This window comes from Streptomyces olivochromogenes (assembly GCF_021538895.1).
Taxonomy (GTDB): Bacteria; Actinomycetota; Actinomycetes; order Streptomycetales; family Streptomycetaceae; genus Streptomyces; species Streptomyces olivochromogenes_A.
Genome location: NZ_JADDRL010000080.1, coordinates 1 through 21,558 on the forward strand (window position 1 = coordinate 1; position 21,558 = coordinate 21,558).

A 21,558-nucleotide genomic window follows, 5' to 3' on the forward strand; every position below is an offset into this window, starting at 1 on the left:
CCCCATGCGTTCGCCACCTGACTACGCTCTGCGCCTGTCCGAGGCCGGCGTCGCAGGGGGTGGGGGTACAGGTGACCGTTCGGCCGAGGGACGGAATCGCCGTCCTCGCGGTCGGCCTCCTCGCAGCGCTGCTGCCGGCCGCCGCCCACCACATCCGCCCCACCCCCTACGGAGATCACCTCACCGTCACCGGGCCCGGCGCGGTGGCCGCCCCGGCGGTGCGGGTGCGGGGTGCCGCCGTGGAGGCGTACGGGCCCTCGGACGAGGACGTGCGGTGGCGATATGCCCGGGAGGGGCGGTGGCCCGTCGCCGTGGTGGGGGTGCGGGGGGTCGCGATGGCCGTCTGGGACGACGGGGTGGTCACCGGTACCGGCGGCCGGGGGGACCGCGTGCGCTGGCACCGGGCCCTGCCCGGGGCCGGCGGCTGGCTCCGTGCGCACGGCGGGAGAGGGGTCCTGCGCCCGATGGGGCCGGGCGTCCTCGCCGTCGTCACCCCGGACCGCGTCACCGCGTATCGCACCTCCGACGGCGACCTCCGCTGGATGCTGCCCGCGCGCGGGGGATGCGCGTTCCGGCCCGAACGTGCCGTTCGTCACGCGGGCGCGCTCCTCGTCGCCCAGCCCTGCGCCCAGGGCGCGTGGACCGCGCAGGTCATCGCCCTCGACGCGTTCGGCCGCATCGCCCCGCACCGCAGACCCCTGGCCAACGACCGCCCCGGCGACCGTCTCGAACGCCCGCACGCAGAAAAAGCGCTTGCCTCGCCCCGTTAGACTTGGCCCATGGCCATTCTCCTCGCGCATTAGACGGCGGGAACGTCCTCAGCCGCCCACCCGCCAATCCCAGTCCGCCCTGGAGTCTGTCCGTGATCTCCGCCTCCGGTATCGAGCTGCGCGCCGGTGCCCGCATCCTCATCGAGAACGCCTCGTTCCGTGTCGCCAAGGGCGACCGCATCGGTCTCGTCGGCCGCAACGGCGCCGGCAAGACCACCCTCACCAAGGTCCTGGCCGGCGACGGTATCCCCGCCGCGGGCACCGTCACCCGGTCCGGCGAGGTCGGCTACCTGCCGCAGGACCCCCGCACCGGCGACCTCGACGTCCTCGCCCGCGACCGCGTCCTCTCCGCGCGCGGCCTCGACGTCCTGATCCGCAAGATGCGCGACAACGAGCAGCGCATCGCCAACGGCCAGGGCGCCACCCGCGAGAAGGCCCTCAAGCAGTACGAGCGCCAGGAGACCGAGTTCCTCACCAAGGGCGGGTACGCCGCCGAGGCCGAGGCCGCCACCATCGCCGCCGCGCTCAACCTGCCCGACCGGGTGCTCGGCCAGCCCCTGCACACGCTCTCCGGTGGTCAGCGCCGCCGTATCGAGCTGGCCCGGATCCTGTTCTCGGACGCGGACACGCTGCTGCTCGACGAGCCGACGAACCACCTCGACGCCGACTCGATCATCTGGCTGCGCGACTACCTGAAGACCTACCGCGGCGGCTTCATCGTCATCTCCCACGACGTCGACCTGGTCGAGACGGTCGTCAACAAGGTGTTCTACCTGGACGCCAACCGCTCCCAGATCGACGTCTACAACATGGGCTGGAAGCTCTACCAGCAGCAGCGCGAGGCCGACGAGAAGCGCCGCAAGCGCGAGCGCGCCAACGCCGAGAAGAAGGCCGCCGCCCTCAACGCGCAGGCCGACAAGATGCGCGCCAAGGCCACCAAGACCGTCGCCGCGCAGAACATGGCCCGCCGCGCCGACAAGCTGCTCTCCGGCCTGGAGGCGGTCCGCCAGTCCGACAAGGTCGCCAAGCTCCGCTTCCCCGAGCCCTCGCCCTGCGGCAAGACCCCGCTGATGGCCGAGGGCCTGTCGAAGTCGTACGGCTCCCTGGAGATCTTCACCGACGTCGACCTGGCCATCGACAAGGGCTCCCGGGTCGTCATCCTCGGCCTCAACGGCGCCGGCAAGACGACCCTGCTGCGCCTCCTCGGCGGCGTCGAGACGCCCGACACCGGCGAGGTCGTCCCCGGCCACGGCCTCAAGCTCGGCTACTACGCCCAGGAGCACGAGACCCTCGACCCCGACCGCACGGTCCTGGAGAACATGCGCTCGGCCGCCCCCGACATGGACCTCGTCGAGGTCCGCAAGGTGCTGGGCTCGTTCCTCTTCTCCGGAGACGACGTCGACAAGCCGGCCGGTGTGCTCTCCGGCGGCGAGAAGACCCGCCTGGCCCTCGCCACGCTGGTCGTCTCCTCCGCCAACGTCCTGCTCCTGGACGAGCCGACGAACAACCTCGACCCCGCCAGCCGCGAGGAGATCCTCGGCGCCCTGCGCACCTACAAGGGCGCGGTCGTCCTCGTCACCCACGACGAGGGTGCCGTCGAGGCGCTCCAGCCGGAGCGGATCATCCTGCTCCCGGACGGTGTCGAGGACCTGTGGGGCGCCGACTACGCGGATCTCGTCGCCCTCGCTTGATCGAATGGATGATCCACAGCGTATGGATCATTCGGCCCATCGGTGATCCATCATCTGTGTGAGATCTCCTCGTATCGAGGTGTGTCGTACATCGATTTCGCGGCCGATCCCTTTGTCGACAAGGGGTCGGCCGCGCCGCGTCTCTGACCTGGCACTTCATCGATGAACCCACCGGGACGCAGGGATGACGTCGATCGGAACTCTGGATTCCGCTTGTGGGGATGCGCTCCTGTCGTCACAAGCTTGTCTCACGGACCTTGCCGAATGGGTGGCCATCACGCCCCGGAGGGGTGATCATGAGGGGACCAGAGCGCACTTCCCATGAGGAGGCACGGGTGGCCGAGACTCTGAAGAAGGGCAGCCGGGTGACCGGCGCCGCGCGCGACAAGCTCGCGGCAGACCTGAAGAAGAAGTACGACTCCGGTGCGAGCATCCGGGCGCTGGCCGAGGAGACCGGCCGCTCGTATGGCTTCGTACACCGGATGCTCAGCGAGTCGGGCGTCACGCTGCGTGGGCGTGGCGGAGCGACCCGGGGCAAGAAGGCCGCATCGTCCTGACCTCGGGCGGCCCATCGGCTTCGATGGTGGCCACCCGGTCGGTTCGCTGATCGGCCGGGTGGTTACTGTGCAGTCACTTAGCTGTGTCGTCGTGCGGCGCGATGTCGTACGGTGCGCAGGATGACCGCACCCATCGGAGGCGCCCCATGGCTTCGCCCGACCAGGACCTCGCTCCTGTACTCGACAAGGACGGCGTACGGCTCACCGTCGACGACGCGCTCGCCACGGTGACGCTGTCCAACCCGGCCAAGCGCAACGCCCAAAGCCCCGCGATGTGGCGGGCGTTGGCCGAGGCCGGGCGGTTGCTGCCGGGCTCCGTCCGGGTCGTCGTGCTGCGTGGCGAGGGCCAGTCCTTCTCTGCCGGGCTGGACCGACAGATGTTCACCCCGGAGGGGATCCCGGGCGAGCCGACGTTCTTCGAACTCGCGCGCCGTGACGACGCCGAGCTGGACGCGACCATCGCCGAGTACCAGGAGGGATTCACCTGGTGGCGGCGCAACGACATCGTGTCCGTCGCCGCTGTCCAGGGGCATGCCATCGGTGCCGGTTTCCAGCTCGCCCTCGCCTGTGACCTGCGCGTGGTCGCCGACGACGTGCAGTTCGCGATGCGCGAGACCAGCCTGGGGATCGTGCCCGACCTGACCGGCACGCACCCGCTGGTGGGGCTCGTCGGTTACGCCCGCGCGCTGGAGATCTGCGCGACCGGGCGGTACGTGCACGCCGAGGAGGCCGTGACGACCGGGCTGGCCAACCTCGCGGTGCCGGTCGCGGAACTCGACGGCGCGGCGCGGGACCTGGCCGCGGCGCTCCTCGCCGCGCCCCGGGACGCGGTCGTCGAGACCAAGGCCCTGCTGCGCGGAGCAACCGGCCGCGACTACGACGCCCAACGCACCGCGGAGCGCGCCGCCCAGGCCCGCCGCCTGCGGGACTTGGCCGACGTGGGCGAATGACGTACGCCCACCGGTCCGACGCACCGCACGCACGCCACGCGGGCTGACTGGCATGCGCCGGCCCGGCGGATCGGCATGCGCCGAGCCCGCCCTGGCCGAATGGCGTGCGCTGCACCGACCACCCGGCGTGCGCCGCCCGGCGGACAGCCGTTCGCCGCGCCCTGGCCAATTGGTGTGCGCCGTGCCACCTGACCGGCGTGCGCCGGCCTCGCCTACCGGCATGCGTCGCCCCGGCGGATCTGCAGGCGCCGCCCCGGCGTGGGCCGCGCCCCGGCGGACGGCCGTGGGCTGCGCCCCGGCCGACCAGTATGCGCCGCCCACGCCCCGACCAACCGGCCCTCACCGCCCTGGCCACCTGGCGTCCATCGGCCAGCCGACCTAGGTCACCCCGGCTCGCCGAGCGCTGTCACCACGGCTCAGCCGCTCTCGTCACCCGGGCTCGCCCACCACCGTCACCACCACCGTCACCGTCGGATGATCTCCCGGATCGCTCAGTGCCTCCCGTACCGCCCTGCGGATGTCCCGGGCCACGGCCAGGGGGCGGTGGGACGTGGACGTCGCCGCCTCCACGCGTACGTGGCGGCGTGGCAGGGCGGTCTCGGTGTCCTGGTGTTCCTCGATGTGTACCGCCCGGCCCAGGACGCCGGTCAGGTGGGTCACGCCGGGGACGGCGAGGGCCGCCTCGGTGGCTCGGGACTCGTCCGGGTCCTTGGTCTCGCGGGCGCGGGGAGGCTCCGGGGAGCGGACCGCCGGGGGCTTTGCCTCTTCCTCCAGCAGGTCCGTCACGCGTAGGTCCACCTCGACGACCGTCAGGCCGAGGCGCTCCGTCGCGGTCGTCGCCAACGTCAGCCGCAGCCGCGAGGCCGTCGCCGGCAGCGGTTCGTCGGCCGTGGCCGCGAAGTCCGCCGTCACCCGGAGCGGGCCCGGGGGCAGCGCCCCCGGCGGTGGCGGCACGGCCGGTTCGTGGGTGTCGTCCGGATCCGCGAGAGCGATCCGCAGCGCGCCGAGCCGCGCCCCCGCCACACCCGCCGCCGCGCGCCGCAGCACCGCCTCGGCCGCCGCCTCCGCGATCCACGCCCCGTCGCCCGGTCCGCCGAGCGGGAGAAGTCTGCCCAGGCCCAGTTGGTGCCGTACGGCCTGTGTCCATCGGTCCGCCGTCATTGCTCCAGCCTGCCGCATCCCCGGCGCGCCGCGGCGCATCCCCACTTACCGTGGTCGAAGGGGACGACGACGGGAAGGGACGTACGGCGATGACCGAGATGACGGAGCGGGACCGGACGACGAGCCCCGAGAGCGCGGCGGAGCCCCCGGTACAGACCCGTAAGGCCACCAAGCGCGGTGGCGGGGACCCGGCGACCCGGGGACGTACGACCATCGCCGACGGGGTGGTGGAGAAGATCGCCGCACTGGCGGCGCGGGACGTGGTCGGCGTGCACGCCCTGGGCAGCGGGCTGGCGCGGACCTTCGGGGCCGTGCGCGACCGGGTGCCGGGCGGCACGAAGTCGGTGACCCGCGGGGTCAAGGCCGAGGTCGGCGAGGTGCAGACCGCAATCGACCTGGAGATCGTCGTGGACTACGGCATGCCGATCGCCGACGTGGCCCGGGCCGTGCGCGAGAACGTCATCGCGGCCGTGGAGCGGATGACCGGACTTGAGGTCGTCGAGGTCAATCTCGCGGTGAGTGATGTCAAGCTTCCGGAGGAAGAGGAAGAAGAGCCGGAACCCCGGATCCAGTGACGACGGGCGACCGGACACGCACGGCTGAGGAGAGACAACGCACGGCTGAGGAGCTGAGGAGCGCAGCATGAGCATGGCTGTGGTCGGCATGATCGCCGGAATGGCGCTGGGCTTCGCCGGATATTTCGGCGGGTTCGGTGCCTTCCTCCTGGTGGCGGCGCTTGGTGCCGTCGGATTCGTCGTCGGCCGGTTCCTGGAGGGGGACTTGGAGCCGGGTGACTTCTTCCGCATCCGCACCGACCGGCGCGACCGACGACCGTGACCGCCGTGAGCGGCGGGGCCGGGGAGGTCCGCGGACCCGTGACCGTCGTCGCGCCGGGCGAGCGCGGCGCGCTGCGGATCGCCGACCGGGTCGTCGCGAAGGTCGCCGCACGGGCGGCGCGCGAGGCGGTCGGACCGCTGACCGAGGACGCCGCCGCACCGCACGCGAGCGTCGTCGTGCACCCGCACGCGCTCGGCTCCGGTCAGGCGGGGGACAGACCCGTCGCCACCGCCCGGATCCGGGTGCACCTCGAACTCGACTATCCCTGCGACATCGGCGCGCGCTGCGCTGCCGTGCGTCGGCATGTGGTCGAGCGGGTAGGCGCGTTGGTGGGCATGGAGGTGCCGGAGGTGGCCGTCCAGGTGGAGCGGCTGCACCCGGTACCCGTGCACGGCGCGGCACACGGGAGGGCGCGATGAGCGAGTCCCAGGGCACCGAGACCACCACCCGACGGCTTCCGGCCGTCGAGAAGGAGACCGGAACCGGGCTGGACCAGGCGGCCTCGGCGGCCGCCTACGAGCCACCGCCGGCCGCGGCCGGGGACGACGGCCGAGGCGGCCGCTTCTGGTCGGTGCGCCGCGTGCCCGCGGGCATCGTCGCCCTGCTGCTCCTGATCGGCGCGGCCGCCTTCCTCTACGACATCGCCGCCGTACGGGCCCACCGGCCCGCCATGCACTGGCGGCGCGAACTGGCCCGGCAACTCGCCGAAAGGCCCCTCGACGACACCTGGGTGCTGGTCGGCGCGGGCGTCACCGCGGCCCTCGGCCTGTGGCTGATCGTGCTCGCCGTCACGCCCGGCCTGCGCAAGTGGCTGCCGATGCGGCCGCCGCACGCCGACGTCCGGGCCGTGCTGCACCGCGACGCGGCCGCCCTGGTGCTGCGCGACCGCGCGATGGAGGTCTCCGGCGTGCGGTCGGTACGGGTGCGGATGCGGCGCAGACGCGCCGACGTCCGCGCGGTCTCGCACTTCCGTGAACTCGACGACGTCCGCGCCGACCTGGACCTGACGCTCGCCGACGCGATCCGGGGGCTCGGGCTCACCCGGCCGCCCGGGCTGTCGGTGCACGTCGCGCGGCCCGGACGGAAGGGGTGAGGGCGGTGCTGAGGACGGTCAACCGCGTACTGCTCGGTGTCGTCGGACTGCTGCTGGTCGTGCTCGGCGGCTCGGTGCTCGCCGTCGGCCTGGGCGTGCGGCCCCCGTCCTGGTGGATCCACCACGGGCGGCACGACGTCCTGCTCAGTCAGGCCGAACGGACCCGGTGGCGGGACGAGGGCTGGTGGTGGCCGACCGTCATCGCGGCGCTGGCCGTCCTCGTCCTGCTCGCCCTGTGGTGGCTCGCCGCCGTGCTGCGCCGACGCCGCCTCGCCGAGGTGCTCGTCGACACCGGCGACGGCGAGGGCGCGCTGCTGCGCGGCCGCGCCCTGGTGGACGTCCTCACCGCCGACGCGGACCGCCTGGACGGAGTGGCGCACGCCCATGCCACCCTGACCGGCCGCCGCGAGGCGCCCGGGGCGCACGTCTGGCTCCAGCTGGACCCGGACGTGGACCCCGGCACGGCCCTGCACGACCTCACCGCCGAGTCCCTGACCCGGGCCCGCGAGTCGACGGGCCTGGCGAAGCTCCCGGCGGAAGTACGCCTGGCGGCGGTCAAGCACCGTGCGGAAAGGGTCACTTGACCGGTCGCGCGGGCGACGACGCCCGGCCCGCGCCCGTCAGAACCCGGAACGCATCCCGCCGTCCACCGGCACCATGATCCCGGTCAGATAGGAGGCGGCCGGCGACAGCAGGAACGCCCCCACCCGCCCGAACTCCTCCGGCGTCCCATAGCGCCGCAGCGGAATCCGCGACTCGTTGGCGGCGCGCGTCGCCTCCGGGTCCGCGGACAGCGCGTCCAGCTCCCGCACGCGGTCCGTGTCGATCCGCGACGGCAGCAGACCCACCACCCGGACACCCCGCGGCCCCAGCTCGTCGGCGATGGACTTGGCGAACCCGGCGAGCCCGGGCCGCAGCCCGTTGGAGATGGTCAGCCCCGGAATCGGCTCGTACACCGACGCGGACAGCACGAACCCGATGACCCCGCCCGCTTCCAGGTCCGCGGCCGCCGCGCGGGCGAGCCGCACCGCGCCCAGGAACACCGACTCGAACGCCGTCCGCCACTGCTCGTCCGTGTTGTCGGCGACGAACCCGGGCGCCGGCCCGCCCACGCTGATCAGGATGCCGTCGAAGCCGCCGAAGCGTTCGCGGGCGGCCGCGATCAGCCGCTCCGGTGCCTGCGGGTCGGCGTTGTCGATGGCGACCCCGGCCGCGTTCGGGCCCAGTTCGGCCGCCGCGTCGGCGACCCGCTGCTCGTCCCGCCCCGTGACGACCACCTTCGCCCCGTCGGCGACGAGCTCGCGCGCCACGGCGTTGCCCAGTCCGCGCGTGGCCCCGGTGACGACGTACACCCGGTCCTTCAGTCCAAGATCCATGGCCCTATCCTGCCCCCTCGCCGTCGAACAGGGCGAGCGCCGTGTTGACCAGGCCGATGTGGCTGAACGCCTGCGGGAAGTTGCCCAGCTGACGGCGGGTCCTGGGGTCGTACTCCTCGGACAGCAGCCCTACGTCGTTGGTGAGGTTCAGCAGCCGCTCGAACAGCTCCCGCGCCTCCTGCGTACGGCCCGTCATGTGCAGCGCGTCCGCGAGCCAGAACGAGCACGCGAGGAACGAGCCCTCCCCGCCCGGCAGCCCGTCCACGAGTGAGTCCTCCGTGTCGTAGCGGCGCACGAAGCCGCCGTGGCCGAGCTGCCGCCTGATCGCGTCGATCGTGCCGATCACCCGCGGGTCCTGTGGGGGCAGGAAGCCGCAGCGGGGGATCAGCAGCAGGGCGGCGTCGAGCTCCTGCGAGCCGTAGTGCTGGGTGAAGGTGTTCCGGTCGGGGTCGTAGCCCTTCTCGCACACCTCCCGGTGCACGTCGTCGCGCATCTGCCGCCAGCCGTGCAGGTCGCCGTGCAGGTGCGGGTGCTCCTCCAGGGTCCGTACGGCACGGTCGGCGGCCACCCACACCATCACCTTCGAGTGCACGAACTGACGGCGGCCGCCGCGCACCTCCCACAGGCCCTCGTCGGGCTGCCGCCACTCCTCCCGCAGCCACTCCATCAGCGCGGCCTGGATCGACCAGATGTGCGGCTTGGTGGGCAGGCCCGCCCGGCGGGACAGCCACAGCGAGTCCATGACCTCGCCGTACACGTCCAGCTGGAGCTGGTCCACCGCGCTGTTGCCGATCCGCACCGGCGCCGAGCGGCCGAAGCCGGACAGCCAGGGCAGTTCGAACTCGGGCAGCCGCCGCTCGCCCGCCAGGCCGTACATGATCCGCAGGTCCGCCGGGTTGCCGGCGACCGCGCGCAGCAGCCAGTCGCGCCAGGCCTCGGCCTCCTTGTGATAGCCGGCCGAGAGCAGGGCGCCGAGGGTGAGGGTGGAGTCGCGCAGCCAGCAGTACCGGTAGTCCCAGTTGCGCACGCCGCCCATCTCCTCGGGGAGCGAGGTGGTGGCCGCGGCGACGATGCCGCCGGTCGGTTCGTAGGTGAGGGCCTTGAGGGTGATCAGGGAGCGGACGACGGCGTCCCGGTACGGGCCGTCGTAGCGGCAGCGGGCCGTCCAGCGCCGCCATTCGCGGACGCTGGCGCGCAGCGCGTCGTACGGGTCGACGAGCGGGGGACGCGGATGGTGCGAGGGGTGCCAGGTGAGCACGAACGCGACCCGCTCGCCCTCCTCGACGGTGAACTCCGAGTGCGTGCCGAAGTCCTGGCCCCAGGTGCGCACGGTGGGCTCGCTGCGCAGCCAGATCGAGTCCGGGCCCGCGACGGCGACGCGGTGGCCGCCGGATCTGCGCATCCACGGCACGACCGCCCCGTAGTCGAAGCGCAGGCGGAGCGTGCTGCGTACGGTGACGCGGCCGCTGACGCCCTCGACGATGCGGACGACGTCGGGGGCACGGTCGCGCTGGGGCATCAGGTCGGTGACGCGGGTCAGGCCGTCCTCGGTGTCCCACTCGGTGTCGAGGACGAGGGTGTCGGGGCGGTACGCGCGGCGGGTGCAGGTGCCCGCGCCCTTGGGCGCGATGCGCCAGTGGCCGTTCTCCTCGTCGCCCAGCAGCTTGGCGAAACAGGCGGCCGAGTCGAAGCGCGGGAGGCACAGCCAGTCGATGGACCCGTCCTTGCCGACCAGGGCCGCCGTTTGTTCGTCGCCGATGAGGGCGTAGTCCTCGATGCGGGGGTGCACGGGGTTCCGGGTTCCCGGTGGACCGGGCGGACAATCAGGGAGCGGGGCCGGGCGGGTGACCCGCCGCGGCGGCTCACACCGCGGCCGGTTCCGCCTCCGCGGCCGCTTCCTCGGACGCCGCCTTCGCGCGCTCCCGTGCCTCGCGGCGGACCAGGACGAACCAGCCGACGGGGACGCCCGCGGCGAACAGCCACCACTGGATCATGTACGCGTAGTTCAGCGGGGCGTCTTCCTTGCCCGGGTCGGAGATCTGCTCGGGCGTGTCGCCCTTGGGCTCGGGGGCCGTCTGCTGGATGTAGCCGCCGAGCACCTGGGCGCCGAGCCGACGCGCCTCTTGCTCGCTGTTGATCAGCATGATCTGCCGGGCCGGCAGTCCCCTGACGTCCTTGATGCCGCTCGCGGCGGTCGTCTCGTCGGCCATCAGCCGCCCGATGACGGTGGTCCGGCCGCTCGGCGGGGCGGGGATCTTCGGGAAGGCGGTCTGCACCCCGTTCGCCGGGATCCAGCCGCGGTTGACCAGCAGCACCTTGCCATCGGTCAGCACGAACGGGGTCAGGACGTGGAAGCCGACCTGGTCGTCCGCGCTCACCCGGCGCCGGACCACGACCTCGTGCTCGGTGTCGAAGGTGCCGGTCGCGGTGACGCCGTGGTACTTCTCCGCGCGGGTCACGACATGCCCGGGGGACGTCAGCCGCTCCACGGGGACGGGCTTGGCCGCCAGCGCGTCGGAGACCAGCTGGTTGCGCGCGCTGCGCTCCTCGTACCGGTGCTGCTGCCAGAAGCCCAGCCTGATCATCGTGGGGATCAGAGCCAGGGCGATCAGGGTGAGGATCACCCACTGCCGGGTCAACAGGAAGCGGTACACCCCACGACCGTACAACTCGGACCGTGGGGTGTTCGCGCAGGGGTGTCCTCAGACGCGGTCGACGATTCCCACCTTCCCCTCCGCGCGGGCGCAGTGGGCGCCGCAGTAGAAGCTGCCGTCGGCCTCCACGCCCTGGCTGATGATCGGGACGTCGCAGCGCTCGCAGACGGGGGCCATGCGGTGGATCGCGCAGGAGAAGCAGTCGAAGACGTGCACCGAGCCCTGGGCGTGGACCTCGAAGGTCATTCCGTAGTCATTGCCGCAAACTTCGCATTTCGCCATGCGCCACAGGGTGAGCGGTCGCCGTCGCTCGGGCGAGCGGGCGCCGGGCGAGTCGCGAAGCAATCACCCGTCCGTACGGTCAGGCCTGAGGCGCCGCGCTCTCCGTGGCCGCCACACCGCTCCCCGCCGCCGGCTCCACGTCTCCGAGCAGCTGCCCGAACGCCGCCTCGTCCACCACCGGTGTCCCGTGCTGCCGCGCCTTGACCACCTTCGACGTCCCCGAGTCGGGGTCGTTCGTGACGAGCAGGCTGGTCAGCCGGGAGATGCTGGTGGCGACGTGCAGCCCCGCCTCGGTCGCCCGGTCCTCCAGCAGCTCGCGCTCGACCGAGGTGTCCCCGGAGAACGCCACCCGCATGCCCTGCTTGAGCCTTTTGCCCTCTTCGTACCGCCCGGGGTTGGGGTACGGGCAGGCGGGCCGCTTGCGGGACGGGCGCCAACTGGTCGGCCGGTAGCCGCCGTACCCCCCGTTCGCCTGCCGGCCGATCCGCGGCGCCGTCCGGTCCGACCACTCGGTCAGCGGCCGGCACTCCAGCAGCGGCAGCCGTACGTCACCCGCCGCCGCGGCCCGCAGACTGGGCCGGAACGCCTCCGCCAGGACGCGCGCGTCGTCCAGCGCGTGGTGCGCCCGCCGCTGCACGACACCGAAGTGCGCCGCCAGCGACTCCAGCTTGTGGTTGGGCAGCGGCAGACCGAGCTCCTTGGAGAGCGCGATGGTGCACAGCCGCTGCCGCACCGGCGCCTCGCGCTCGGCGCGCGCGTACTCGCGGGCGATCATCTGCCAGTCGAAGACCGCGTTGTGCGCGACGAGCACCCGGTCCGCCAGACGGCTCGCGAACTCCTCCGCGATGTCCTCGAAGAGCGGCGCGCCCTCCAGGACGTCACTCGTCAGACCGTGGATCCACACCGGGCCCGGGTCGCGCTCCGGATTGACCAGCGTGTACCAGTGGTCCTCGACCTCGCCGCGCTCGTCCAGCCGGTAGACGGCCGCGGAGATTATCCGGTCGTCCCGGGCCAGTCCGGTGGTCTCCACGTCAACGACCGCGTATCCCTTCGGGTACGCGGCCGGCCACCGGGTGGGGGAGGACGCTGCGGTCGTGCGGTCTTCGAGCATGGTCATTGAGGATACGGGCCGCGACCGACAGCGCCGTCCCGCAGGCGCCTCAGCCGCCTTGCCGGGGCCGCCCGTTCGAACACCGGCACCGAGTCACGAAAGCCCGTGCGCGCGGCTATGGACCTTTTCACCGCCCGGTGCAAGCGTGCTGGCGCCCGGCGATGACGGTCGACGGAAGGGCGGTACGGCGTATGGCACGCGTACGGTACGGCGCACGGACCGAGGCGGAGATCACCGCCTCCCGCACCGCGGGCGCGAAGCTCCCCGACATCTGGTCCACCGGGGTGGTGGCCGTCTGGGAGACCGATCCGGACGCGGTGGCGGCGGTCCTGCCACCCCCGCTCAAGCCGACGGCACGGCCCCTCGTGCGGGTGAACATCAGCAAGGTCGACCTGCCCGGATACCCGCTCGGCGCCGGTTCGTTCGCGGTCGCCGCCGCCCACGAGGCGGTGGAGGGCTGGTACCCGCTCGTCATGCCGATGACCCACGAGCGCGCCCTCACCGGCGGCCGCGAGGTGTTCGGGGAGCCCAAGAAACTCGGCGAGGTCGTCGTCGAGCGCGACGGCCTCGTCGTACGGGCCTCGATGGCCCGGCACGGCATCGCCTTCGTGGAGGTGCGCGGCGCGGTGAGCGGCCCGCTGCCGCTGCCGGAACCGGCCCGGAAGACCGACTTCTACTTCAAGTTCCTGCCCGCGGTGGACGGTTCGGGCTTCGACGGCGACCCGGTCCTGGTGTACTGCGAACGCGACGAGAAGGCGCGCCGGCTGGAGCGGGTGACCGGGGACGTCGTCCTGCGGGAGTCCCTGTACGACCCCGTCGCCGACCTGCCGGTGCGGCACCTCGTCGAGATCACGGTCGGCGAGAAGACCAGCACCCAGCACGGCCGGGTCGTCGAACGCGTCGACGCGCGGGCCCTGTTGCCGTACGTCCACCAGCGCTACGACGATCCTCGGCAGATCCTCGACGCGCCTCCCGAGGACGGGGGCGCGTGATGGAGCTGCGGGTGGGACAGGTCGCCGTCGTCACCGGAGCGGCGAGCGGCATCGGGTTCGCGATGGCCCGGCGGTTCGCCGCCGAGGGCCTGAAGGTGGTCCTCGCCGACGTCGAGGAGGCCGCCCTGGAGAAGGCCGCCGCGGACCTGCGCGCCGAGGGAGCCGAGGTGCACGCGCGCGTGGTCGACGTCGGCGTCCGCGAACAGGTCCTGGAACTCGCCGAGGCGGCCTACGGGACGTACGGCGCGGTCCACGTCCTGTGCAACAACGCAGGGGTCGGCTCGGGCGCCGAGGGACGGATGTGGGAGCACGAACCGAACGACTGGCAGTGGGCGTTCGCGGTCAACGTGTGGGGCGTCTTCCACGGCATCCAGGCGTTCGTGCCCCGGATGCTCGCCGGCGGCGAGCCCGGCCACGTGGTCAACACCTCGTCGGGCGACGGCGGCATCGCGCCCCTGCCCACCGCCTCCGTGTACGCCGTCACCAAGGCGGCCGTCGTCACGATGACCGAGTCCCTGTACGCCCACCTGAAGGCGGAGCACGCGCGCGTGGGCGCCTCGGTGCTCTTCCCCGGGCCGCACATGCTGCGCACGGGCCTGTGGGAGTCGCACCGCAACCGCCCCGCCCGGTACGCCAAGCAGAAGCCGCGCAGAACCCCGTACCGCACCCTCGGCCAGTGGGAGGCCGCGATGCGCGAAGCCGGCCGGGAGGTGCGGTTCACGCCCGTCGAGGAGGTCGCGGAGCTCGTCGTGGACGGCGTCCGCGCGGACCGCTTCTGGCTGCTGCCGGCCGGCGAGCACAGCGACGCCCAGATCCGGGCACGGTCCCGGTCGATGCTCGACCGGGCGAACCCGTCGTACCTCGAACACTTCATCCTGGACTGACAGGGGGCTGTAGTGACCGGACAGGACCCGTACCTGATCATTTCCTCCGACTGCCACGCCGGGCTGCCCACCGAGGAGTACCGGCCCTATCTGGACGCCCGTTTCCACCGGGAGTTCGACGAGTTCCTCGCCGGGCGCGACCGGCGCCGCGAGGAGATGACGCGGCTCGGCATCCGCAACGAGGCGTTCGCGAGCAAGTGGTTCCGGGACAACGAGGAGGGGCTGCGCGGGGGCTGGGACGCCGCGCAGCGCGTCAAGGAGCTCGACGGGGACGGGGTGGCCGCGGAGGTGGTCTTCCCGGACGCCGACGCCGTCGACAGCGGGACCGTGGCGCCGTTCGGGGTCGGCCTCGGCCTGTCCGGCGACCACGACCCGGAGCTGGGCATGGCGGGCGCGCGGGCGCACAACCGCTGGCTGGCGGACTTCGTCTCCGAGCATCCCGAACGCCACTGCGGCGTCGCCCTGTTGCCGGTGACGGCCCCCACCCAACAGGTCGTCACCGAGGTGTACCGCGCCAAGGAGTCGGGCCTCGGCGCGCTGATGATCCCCGCGATGTGGGTCGACAAGGAGCCGTACCACGACCGCCGTTACGACCCGGTGTGGGCGGCCGCCGCCGAGTGCGGGATGCCCGTGATCACCCACTCGGGGGCGGCGCCGCGGCACGAGTACGGCGACCATCTGGGGATCTACGTCTCCGAGGTCACCTGGTGGCCGGCCCGGCCGCTCTGGTTCCTGCTGTGGTCCGGCGTGTTCGAGCGCCACCCCGGCCTGAGGTTCGGCGTCGCCGAGTCGGGCTGCTGGTGGCTGCCGAACCTGCTCTGGTTCATGGACCGCCTCTACCTCGGCGCGCACGGCGGCAAGAAGCTGTCCCCCTTCGAGGAGCTGAGGCGCCCGCCGCACGAGTACCTGGACCGCCAGGTCTTCATCTGCGCGACGAACACCAAGCGCCGCGAACTCGCCCAGCGCTACGAGATCGGCGTGGACAACATCCTGTGGGGCAGCGACTTCCCGCACCCGGAGGGCACCTGGCCCGACACGCGCGCGTGGCTGCGGCGGACCTTCCACGACATCCCGGTGACGGAGACGCGCCGCATGCTGGGCCTGGCGGCGGCGGAGGTCTTCGGCTTCGACGTCGCGGCGCTCACCCCGCTGGCCCGCCGCATCGGCCCCACGCCCGCCGACCTCGGCCAGCCGGACGACCAGGCGGCGGTCGAGGCGTCCTGGGCGCGCTCGCGCGCGGTGGGCCGCCACTGGCTGACGGACAACGACTTCCCGGTCCTGGGGGTGACCACATGAGCGACGACCGCTACACGGTGATCTCGGCCGACTGCCACGCGGGGGCCGATCTGCTGGACTACAAGCCGTACCTGGAGAAGCGGTACCACGACGAGTTCGACGCGTGGGCGGCCACCTACGTCAACCCGTACGAGGACCTGCTCGCCGACTCGGCCGACCGGAACTGGAACTCCGAACGGCGCCTGGCCGAGCAGGAGCGGGACGGGATCGTCGCCGAGGTCCTGTTCCCGAACACGATCCCGCCGTTCTTCCCGTCCGGCTCGCTGATGGCACCGGCGCCGACCGCCGGGGAGTTCGCGCTGCGCTGGGCCGGACTGCGCGCCCACAACCGCTGGCTGGCGGACTTCTGCGCGGCCGCCCCGGGCCGCCGGGCGGGCGTCTTCCAGATCCTCCTGAACGACGTCGACGAGGCGGTCAAGGAGATCCGGTGGGCGGCGTCGGCCGGCCTCAAGGGCGGCCTGATGCTGCCCGGCACACCCCCCGGCTCCGGACTGCCCGAGCTGCACTCGCCGTCGTACGACCCGATCTGGGCCGTGAGCGCGGAACTGGGCATGCCGGTCAACCACCACGCGGGCTCCGCCTCCCCGCCGCTCGGCGACGAACCGGCCGCCCGTGCCGTCTTCATGGTCGAGACGACCTGGTTCTCCCACCGGGCGCTGTGGCACCTGGTCTTCGGCGGCGCGTTCCGCCGCCATCCGGGGCTGCGGCTGGTCCTCACCGAGCAGGGCTCGGGCTGGATCCCCGGCGTGCTCGACATGCTGGACTACTACCACGGGCGCCTGGTCGCGGCGGCGACGAAGGCGTCCACGGCCCCGACCGCCGAGGCGAAGTTCGGCACGGGTCTCGCGGACCGCATGGGCCGGGCCCCGTCCGAGGTGTGGCGCGAGAACTGCTTCGTCGGGGCCAGTTTCATGCGCCCGCACGAGGTGCCGCTGCGCGACCGCATCGGCGTCGACAAGATCATGTGGGGCAGCGACTATCCGCACGACGAGGGCACCTACCCGTACTCCCGGGAGGGCCTGCGCTTCGTCTACGCGGGCGTGCCCCGGGACGAGGTCGCCGCGATGCTCGGCGGCAACGCGGCCCGCGTGTACGGCTTCGACCTGTCCCACCTGGACCCGATCGCGGCGAAGGTGGGCCCCACGGTCGAGGAAGTGGCGCGACCCCTGGAGGAAGGTCCGGCCGACGCGACGAGTCCGGTGTTCGCCCGCGGGGCGTCGGTACGGGTCTGGTGACGTCCGGCGGCGTCGGTACGGGTCTGGTGACGTAAGGCGCGTCGGTGGGTGTCGGGCGACCTCCGGCGGCGTCGCTGGGTGCCAGGTGACGTCCGGGGTGCGATGCTCCCTGCTGTGGAACCAACCCATGACGAAGCCCACGGCGGTGCGCTCGGCTCGCGGCTCAACTGGCTGCGGGCCGCCGTTCTGGGCGCGAACGACGGGATCGTGTCCACGGCGGGGCTCGTCGTCGGCGTGGCCGGAGCGACGGACAACCGCTCCGCCCTGCTGACCGCGGGCCTGGCGGGACTGCTCGCGGGGTCGATGTCGATGGCGGCGGGGGAGTACGTGTCCGTCTCCACGCAGCGCGACTCGGAGAAGGCCGCCCTCGCCCTGGAGAAGCGGGAACTGAGAGAACAGCCGGAGGCCGAACTGGCGGAGCTGACCGGGCTGCTGGAGGAGCGCGGGCTGTCCCGGGAGGTGGCGCGGGAGGCGGCCGAGCAGCTCACCGCGCGGGACGCGCTGCGGGCCCACGCGCGCGTGGAGCTCGGTATCGACCCGGACGAGCTGACCAACCCCTGGCACGCGGCCTGGGCGAGCTTCCTCGCCTTCACCGCGGGCGCCCTGCTGCCGCTCCTCGCGATCGTCCTCCCACCGGCGGGTCTACGGGTCCTGGTCACCGTGGTCTCGGTACTGGGCGCGCTCGTCCTGACCGGCTGGAGCAGCGCGCGACTGGGCGCGGCGCGCCCGAGGCGGGCGGTGCTGCGCAACGTGGCGGGCGGCGCCCTGGCCATGGGGGTCACGTACGCCGCCGGAACGCTGCTCGGCGTGGCCGGGGTCTAGACCCGCGCGGGGCGCCGGCCCGAAATACTTCTGGGTAACAAGCCCTAGCCGCGGTCGGCCGGCGCCTCTACCGTGCACCCATGCCGAACCTCCCGGATGCCGTGGTCTGGTCGATACCCGCCTTCGTGCTGCTCACCGTCGTCGAGATGATCAGCTACCGCCTCCATCCCGACGAGGACGCGGCCGGGTACGCGGCGAAGGACGCCGCCACCAGCGTCTCCATGGGGCTCGGCAGCCTCTTCTTCGACGCGCTGTGGAAGATCCCGATCGTCGTGATCTACACGGCGGTCCACGCGGCCACCCCGCTGCGCGTGCCCGTCCTGTGGTGGACGGTGCTCCTGATGCTGCTCGCCCAGGACTTCTTCTACTACTGGTCCCACCGCGGCCACCACGTGATCCGCATCCTGTGGGCCTGCCACGTCGTCCACCACTCCAGCGAGAGGTTCAACCTCTCCACCGCGCTGCGCCAGCCCTGGACGAGCCTCACCTCCTGGCCGTTCTACGTCCCGCTGATCGCCGTCGGCGTGCACCCGGCCGCGCTCGCCTTCTGTTCCTCGGTGAACCTCGTCTACCAGTTCTGGATCCACACCGAGCGGATCGACAGACTGCCCCGCTGGTTTGAGTTCGTCTTCAACACGCCGTCGCACCACCGGGTGCACCACGCCTCGCAGGGCGGCTATCTGGACCGCAACTTCGGCGGGATCCTGATCGTCTGGGACCGGCTCTTCGGGTCCTTCGTGCCCGAGGCCGAGCGCCCCGTGTACGGGCTGACCAAGAACATCGGCACGCACAACCTGATCAAGGTCGCCACGCACGAGTACGCCGCCATCGCCAGGGACCTGAAGCGGGCCACGGGTTGGGGCGAGCGGGCCGGACGGGTGTTCCGGGGGCCGGGCTGGCAGCCGCGGGCGACGGGGGACGAGACCGCGGCCGGTGGGCCCTCGGCCGGTACGGCCGCGACCGGGGAGGCCGCTGTCGCGTGAGATCGCCCCGTCTGCTCGTCATCGCCTTCGCCCTCGTCGCCGATGTCGACCTCGCCTCCCTGGCGGCGGGCCTCCACACCGGACACATGGTGGCCAAGGTGCTGCTCATGCCCCTGCTCGCCGCCTACGCGTTCGCGAGCGGCGCGCCCCGGCTCCTGATCGCCGGGCTGCTGTGCGGCTGGGGCGGTGACGTGCTGCTGCTGTCCGACGCGGACCCCGCGTTCATGGCGGGCATGGCCTGCTTCGCGGCCGGCCACGTCTGCTACCTGGTCCTGTTCGGCCGCTTCCCCGCCCCACGCGCGCGTGCCCGTCGCCTCGTCCCCCTCTACGCCGTCGCCCTCGCCACCACCGTCACCCTGCTGTGGCCGGACCTGCCCGCGGACCTGAGGGTCCCGGTCGCCGGTTACAGCGCCCTGCTCACGGCGATGGCCTGCTCGGCGGCCCTGAGGCTCGGCCCGGTCGCCGGCCTCGGCGGCGCGCTCTTCATGCTCTCCGACACCATGATCGCGACCTGTATCGCGGGCTGGCCCCAGGCGCCCCGGCCCGACTTCTGGATCATGCTCACCTACGCCGCGGCGCAGTACCTGATCGTGAGCGGCACCCTCGACGCGCCGCCCGCGCCGGCCACGGCGTACCGTGAAGTGCGCTCCTCGATCACCCCCTGAGCACCGCACTCACCGAGCACAGCACCCCCTGAGCACCGGTCCCCGCACTCGCACGAGAAGGATCCTCGCCATGCGCGCCACCACCATCCACGCCCCCTTCGACATGCGTGTGGAGGACGTGCCCGAGCCCGTGGTGCAGCTGCCCACCGACGCGGTGGTGCGTGTGCTGCGGGCCTGCATCTGCGGCAGCGACCTGTGGGCGTACCGCGGCGAGGCGTCCCGGCAGCCGGGGCAGCGGATCGGGCACGAGTTCCTCGGCCTCGTCGAGGACACCGGCTCCGAGGTGGGCACGGTCGGGCGCGGCGACCTCGTGGTGGCGCCCTTCGTGTGGTCCGACGGGGTCTGCGACTACTGCCGCGAGGGCCTGACCACCTCCTGCGAGCACGGCGGCTTCTGGGGCTCCGTCGGCTACGACGGCGGCCAGGGCGAGGCCGTGCGCGTCCCGTTCGCCGACGGCACCCTCGTCCAGCTGCCCAAGGACGCGGCCTCCGACGAGCGCCTGCTGTCCGCGCTGCTGACCCTCTCCGACGTGCTCGGCACCGGCCACCACGCCGCCCTCGGCGCGGGCGCCCGCCCGGGCGCGACCGTCGCCGTCGTCGGGGACGGCGCCGTCGGCCTGTGCGCCGTCCTCGCCGCCAAGCGGCTCGGCGCCGAGCGGATCATCGCGCTCGGCCGCCACGAGGCCCGTACGGACATCGCGCGCCGCTTCGGCGCCACCGACGTCGTCGCCGAGCGCGGGGAGGCGGCCGTCGAGGCGGTCCGCGCGCTCACCCGCGGCCAGGGCGCGCACGCGGTCGTTGAGGCCGTCGGCACCGAGCAGTCGATGCGTACGGCGGTCGACATCGCCCGCGACGGTGGCGCGATCGGCTTCGTCGGCGTGCCCCACGGCAGCGGCACCGGCCTGGACCTCGACGTGATGTTCGACCGGAACATCGCGCTGCGCGGCGGCGTCGCACCGGTCCGCACGTACATCCCGCAGCTGCTGCCCGACATCCTCGACGGCACCATCGACCCCTCGCCCGTCTTCGACATGACGGTCGGCCTGGAGGGCGTACCGGAGGGCTACAAGGCGATGGACGAGCGCACCGCGCTGAAGGTGCTGATGACCAACGGCTGATCAGGACCAGCGGATCGGCAGCGGCAGCGCCGTCAGCAGTCCCGACACCGCCACCACCACGCCCAGCACGACGACTTCGGCGCGCGCGGGCGTGTAGGCGGTGAGCGGATCGGGCGCCCGGCGCAGCCGGATCCGGGCCCATACGGCGAGCACGGCGACGGCGGTCACGAAGGTCACCTTGGCGAGCAGGGTGCGCCCGTACGCCGTCGTCGTCAGCTGGTCCAGCACGGTGGCCGCCGGCATCCTGCGCAGGGCGCTGCACACGCCCGTGGCGGTGATGGCCGCGAGCAGGAGGGCGGCCACGCGCGCGTAGAGCCCCAGCAGCGCGACGCTTGCGTCTACGGTGCCCGCCTGTTCAGTCCCGCCGCGCCACAGCCGCAGGGTCCGCAGCACCTGCAGCAGGGCCCCCACCCATAGCGCCGCGCACGTCAGATGCACGAGCGTCAGGGAGGAGCCGAACAGGGGATTGTGCTCGGTCGTGGGGTGGGCGCGCAGGGCCTCCGCGCCCACGATCGCCGCCAGCGGCCAGACCTGGGTGCCGGGCCGGCGCGAGAGCGCGCACAGGCCGGCCACGAAGAACGCGTTGACCTCCAGGAGCGCGAGCGCGCCGTCCCGGGTGCCGTACAGGCCGCCGACGTCGATCTGGGAGAGGCCGCTCGGCACGAGGTTGCCGGTCGCCACGACCGAGGCCAGCCCGAGCGCCGCGACGAAGCCGGCGGCGGCCGCGTACGGGGCCCGGCTGCGGGGGACGGCGGCGGGGCCGCCGGGCAGCCGGCGGGCCAGCCGGTTCACGAACAGCTCGCCCGCCGGTACACACAGCGCCGCGAACAGCACCATGCGCAGCAGGGCGATGCCGCCGACGCCGGGCGCCGCGGCCTCGCCGGTGCCGTGCAGCGCGGTGGAGGGGCCCAGCAGGGCGATCAGCGCGGCCAGGGTCACCAGGGCCAGGGCGGCGACGGCCCGGAGCGCCCCGGGCCGGCCGCCGCTCCTGCTCGTGCCGTCCGCCTTGACCGTCGGTCGTATCAACGTCACCCCTGGATCTTGGCCAGCCGCTACAAAACGGGGCAAGTACCGGAAAGCAA

Annotated in this window: 24 protein-coding genes; 17 read left to right on the top strand and 7 right to left on the bottom strand. The window is 72.9% G+C overall.

Annotation, left to right across the window (positions count from 1 at the left end; all coding sequences use genetic code 11):
• The first annotated feature begins 71 nt into the window (after positions 1 to 71).
• The 4 genes from IPZ69_RS32085 (at position 72) to IPZ69_RS32100 (ending at position 3,968) form a co-directional block, all read left to right on the top strand.
• A complete protein-coding gene (locus tag IPZ69_RS32085; protein ID WP_235458163.1) occupies positions 72 to 770 on the top strand; it encodes a hypothetical protein in 699 nt (232 codons plus the stop codon).
• Positions 771 to 862: 92 nt separating this feature from the next.
• Positions 863 to 2,461 (top strand): ABC-F family ATP-binding cassette domain-containing protein, encoded by a 1,599-nt coding sequence (locus tag IPZ69_RS32090; RefSeq protein WP_235458164.1) that lies wholly within the window; start codon positions 863 to 865, stop codon positions 2,459 to 2,461.
• A gap of 335 nt (positions 2,462 to 2,796) precedes the next feature.
• Positions 2,797 to 3,018: a helix-turn-helix domain-containing protein gene (locus IPZ69_RS32095; protein WP_004002281.1), complete on the top strand. Its 222-nt coding sequence runs from the start codon at positions 2,797 to 2,799 to the stop codon at positions 3,016 to 3,018.
• A gap of 146 nt (positions 3,019 to 3,164) precedes the next feature.
• Complete coding sequence (locus IPZ69_RS32100; protein ID WP_235458165.1) at positions 3,165 to 3,968, top strand: enoyl-CoA hydratase/isomerase family protein; 804 nt, start codon at positions 3,165 to 3,167, stop codon at positions 3,966 to 3,968.
• Positions 3,969 to 4,397: 429 nt separating this feature from the next.
• On the opposite strand, the gene IPZ69_RS32105 is transcribed toward IPZ69_RS32100, so the two are convergent.
• Positions 4,398 to 5,129, bottom strand: coding sequence for a nucleopolyhedrovirus P10 family protein (locus tag IPZ69_RS32105; protein ID WP_235458166.1), 732 nt, complete (start codon positions 5,127 to 5,129; stop codon positions 4,398 to 4,400).
• An 89-nt stretch (positions 5,130 to 5,218) separates the two neighbouring features.
• Here IPZ69_RS32105 and IPZ69_RS32110 point away from each other — a divergent pair, with 89 nt between their 5' ends.
• From IPZ69_RS32110 to amaP, 5 genes are all read left to right on the top strand, one after another.
• Positions 5,219 to 5,704: an Asp23/Gls24 family envelope stress response protein gene (locus IPZ69_RS32110; RefSeq protein WP_235458167.1), complete on the top strand. Its 486-nt coding sequence runs from the start codon at positions 5,219 to 5,221 to the stop codon at positions 5,702 to 5,704.
• 67 nt (positions 5,705 to 5,771) lie between these two features.
• Positions 5,772 to 5,966, top strand: coding sequence for a hypothetical protein (locus IPZ69_RS32115; protein WP_235458168.1), 195 nt, complete (start codon positions 5,772 to 5,774; stop codon positions 5,964 to 5,966).
• Positions 5,963 to 6,385, top strand: coding sequence for an Asp23/Gls24 family envelope stress response protein (locus IPZ69_RS32120; protein ID WP_235458169.1), 423 nt, complete (start codon positions 5,963 to 5,965; stop codon positions 6,383 to 6,385). The genes IPZ69_RS32115 and IPZ69_RS32120 overlap by 4 nt, the downstream gene beginning before the upstream one ends.
• Positions 6,382 to 7,059, top strand: a complete 678-nt coding sequence (locus IPZ69_RS32125; RefSeq protein WP_235458170.1) for a DUF6286 domain-containing protein — start codon at positions 6,382 to 6,384, stop codon at positions 7,057 to 7,059. Before IPZ69_RS32120 ends, IPZ69_RS32125 begins: the two co-directional genes overlap by 4 nt.
• Positions 7,056 to 7,643: an alkaline shock response membrane anchor protein AmaP gene (amaP, locus tag IPZ69_RS32130; protein ID WP_235458171.1), complete on the top strand. Its 588-nt coding sequence runs from the start codon at positions 7,056 to 7,058 to the stop codon at positions 7,641 to 7,643. The genes IPZ69_RS32125 and amaP overlap by 4 nt, the downstream gene beginning before the upstream one ends.
• Before the next feature lie 36 nt (positions 7,644 to 7,679).
• Here the strand turns inward: amaP and IPZ69_RS32135 are convergent, their stop codons facing one another.
• The 5 genes from IPZ69_RS32135 to IPZ69_RS32155 all read right to left on the bottom strand — a co-directional run bounded on the left by IPZ69_RS32135 (position 7,680) and on the right by IPZ69_RS32155 (position 12,482).
• Complete coding sequence (locus IPZ69_RS32135) at positions 7,680 to 8,435, bottom strand: SDR family oxidoreductase (protein WP_235458172.1); 756 nt, start codon at positions 8,433 to 8,435, stop codon at positions 7,680 to 7,682.
• 4 nt (positions 8,436 to 8,439) lie between these two features.
• On the bottom strand, positions 8,440 to 10,224 hold the full coding sequence (locus IPZ69_RS32140; protein ID WP_235458173.1) for a glycoside hydrolase family 15 protein: 1,785 nt from the start codon (positions 10,222 to 10,224) through the stop codon (positions 8,440 to 8,442).
• A gap of 73 nt (positions 10,225 to 10,297) precedes the next feature.
• Entirely contained in the window at positions 10,298 to 11,089 is a 792-nt protein-coding gene (locus IPZ69_RS32145) for an SURF1 family cytochrome oxidase biogenesis protein (protein WP_235458174.1), read from the bottom strand.
• Positions 11,090 to 11,137: 48 nt separating this feature from the next.
• Complete coding sequence (locus IPZ69_RS32150; protein ID WP_235458175.1) at positions 11,138 to 11,371, bottom strand: hypothetical protein; 234 nt, start codon at positions 11,369 to 11,371, stop codon at positions 11,138 to 11,140.
• Positions 11,372 to 11,450: 79 nt separating this feature from the next.
• A complete protein-coding gene (locus tag IPZ69_RS32155) occupies positions 11,451 to 12,482 on the bottom strand; it encodes a DEDDh family exonuclease (RefSeq protein WP_235458176.1) in 1,032 nt (343 codons plus the stop codon).
• A gap of 191 nt (positions 12,483 to 12,673) precedes the next feature.
• Here IPZ69_RS32155 and IPZ69_RS32160 point away from each other — a divergent pair, with 191 nt between their 5' ends.
• The 8 genes from IPZ69_RS32160 to IPZ69_RS32195 all read left to right on the top strand — a co-directional run bounded on the left by IPZ69_RS32160 (position 12,674) and on the right by IPZ69_RS32195 (position 20,476).
• Positions 12,674 to 13,474 (top strand): acetoacetate decarboxylase family protein, encoded by an 801-nt coding sequence (locus IPZ69_RS32160; RefSeq protein ID WP_235458177.1) that lies wholly within the window; start codon positions 12,674 to 12,676, stop codon positions 13,472 to 13,474.
• Positions 13,474 to 14,358: an SDR family NAD(P)-dependent oxidoreductase gene (locus tag IPZ69_RS32165; RefSeq protein WP_235458178.1), complete on the top strand. Its 885-nt coding sequence runs from the start codon at positions 13,474 to 13,476 to the stop codon at positions 14,356 to 14,358. Before IPZ69_RS32160 ends, IPZ69_RS32165 begins: the two co-directional genes overlap by 1 nt.
• 12 nt (positions 14,359 to 14,370) lie before the next feature.
• Entirely contained in the window at positions 14,371 to 15,654 is a 1,284-nt protein-coding gene (locus IPZ69_RS32170) for an amidohydrolase family protein (protein WP_235458179.1), read from the top strand.
• Positions 15,651 to 16,889 carry an amidohydrolase family protein gene (locus tag IPZ69_RS32175; RefSeq protein ID WP_235458180.1) on the top strand — a complete coding sequence of 413 codons (1,239 nt, stop codon included), beginning with the start codon at positions 15,651 to 15,653 and terminating at the stop codon, positions 16,887 to 16,889. Before IPZ69_RS32170 ends, IPZ69_RS32175 begins: the two co-directional genes overlap by 4 nt.
• A 102-nt stretch (positions 16,890 to 16,991) precedes the next feature.
• The gene (locus IPZ69_RS32180) at positions 16,992 to 17,711 is read left to right on the top strand and encodes a VIT1/CCC1 transporter family protein (RefSeq protein WP_374294570.1); all 720 of its coding nucleotides are present in this window, start codon (positions 16,992 to 16,994) and stop codon (positions 17,709 to 17,711) included.
• A gap of 80 nt (positions 17,712 to 17,791) precedes the next feature.
• Positions 17,792 to 18,694: a sterol desaturase family protein gene (locus IPZ69_RS32185; RefSeq protein WP_235458182.1), complete on the top strand. Its 903-nt coding sequence runs from the start codon at positions 17,792 to 17,794 to the stop codon at positions 18,692 to 18,694.
• Complete coding sequence (locus IPZ69_RS32190) at positions 18,691 to 19,359, top strand: lysoplasmalogenase (protein ID WP_235458183.1); 669 nt, start codon at positions 18,691 to 18,693, stop codon at positions 19,357 to 19,359. The genes IPZ69_RS32185 and IPZ69_RS32190 overlap by 4 nt, the downstream gene beginning before the upstream one ends.
• A gap of 70 nt (positions 19,360 to 19,429) precedes the next feature.
• Positions 19,430 to 20,476 (top strand): zinc-dependent alcohol dehydrogenase family protein, encoded by a 1,047-nt coding sequence (locus tag IPZ69_RS32195; protein WP_235458184.1) that lies wholly within the window; start codon positions 19,430 to 19,432, stop codon positions 20,474 to 20,476.
• On the opposite strand, the gene IPZ69_RS32200 is transcribed toward IPZ69_RS32195, so the two are convergent.
• On the bottom strand, positions 20,477 to 21,508 hold the full coding sequence (locus IPZ69_RS32200; RefSeq protein WP_235458185.1) for a CopD family protein: 1,032 nt from the start codon (positions 21,506 to 21,508) through the stop codon (positions 20,477 to 20,479).
• Between the last annotated feature and the right edge of the window lie 50 nt (positions 21,509 to 21,558).

What these genes read in the sequence shown, in the direction of transcription:
- IPZ69_RS32100 (WP_235458165.1), top strand. Translation starts at nt 3,165, where the DNA reads ATGGCTTCGCCCGACCAGGACCTCGCTCCTGTACTCGACAAGGACGGC.
- IPZ69_RS32105 (WP_235458166.1), bottom strand. Translation starts at nt 5,129, where the DNA reads ATGACGGCGGACCGATGGACACAGGCCGTACGGCACCAACTGGGCCTG.
- IPZ69_RS32110 (WP_235458167.1), top strand. Translation starts at nt 5,219, where the DNA reads ATGACCGAGATGACGGAGCGGGACCGGACGACGAGCCCCGAGAGCGCG.
- IPZ69_RS32115 (WP_235458168.1), top strand. Translation starts at nt 5,772, where the DNA reads ATGAGCATGGCTGTGGTCGGCATGATCGCCGGAATGGCGCTGGGCTTC.
- IPZ69_RS32125 (WP_235458170.1), top strand. Translation starts at nt 6,382, where the DNA reads ATGAGCGAGTCCCAGGGCACCGAGACCACCACCCGACGGCTTCCGGCC.
- IPZ69_RS32135 (WP_235458172.1), bottom strand. Translation starts at nt 8,435, where the DNA reads ATGGATCTTGGACTGAAGGACCGGGTGTACGTCGTCACCGGGGCCACG.
- IPZ69_RS32150 (WP_235458175.1), bottom strand. Translation starts at nt 11,371, where the DNA reads ATGGCGAAATGCGAAGTTTGCGGCAATGACTACGGAATGACCTTCGAG.
- IPZ69_RS32155 (WP_235458176.1), bottom strand. Translation starts at nt 12,482, where the DNA reads ATGCTCGAAGACCGCACGACCGCAGCGTCCTCCCCCACCCGGTGGCCG.
- IPZ69_RS32160 (WP_235458177.1), top strand. Translation starts at nt 12,674, where the DNA reads ATGGCACGCGTACGGTACGGCGCACGGACCGAGGCGGAGATCACCGCC.
- IPZ69_RS32165 (WP_235458178.1), top strand. Translation starts at nt 13,474, where the DNA reads ATGGAGCTGCGGGTGGGACAGGTCGCCGTCGTCACCGGAGCGGCGAGC.
- IPZ69_RS32175 (WP_235458180.1), top strand. Translation starts at nt 15,651, where the DNA reads ATGAGCGACGACCGCTACACGGTGATCTCGGCCGACTGCCACGCGGGG.
- IPZ69_RS32180 (WP_374294570.1), top strand. Translation starts at nt 16,992, where the DNA reads ATGCTCCCTGCTGTGGAACCAACCCATGACGAAGCCCACGGCGGTGCG.
- IPZ69_RS32185 (WP_235458182.1), top strand. Translation starts at nt 17,792, where the DNA reads ATGCCGAACCTCCCGGATGCCGTGGTCTGGTCGATACCCGCCTTCGTG.
- IPZ69_RS32195 (WP_235458184.1), top strand. Translation starts at nt 19,430, where the DNA reads ATGCGCGCCACCACCATCCACGCCCCCTTCGACATGCGTGTGGAGGAC.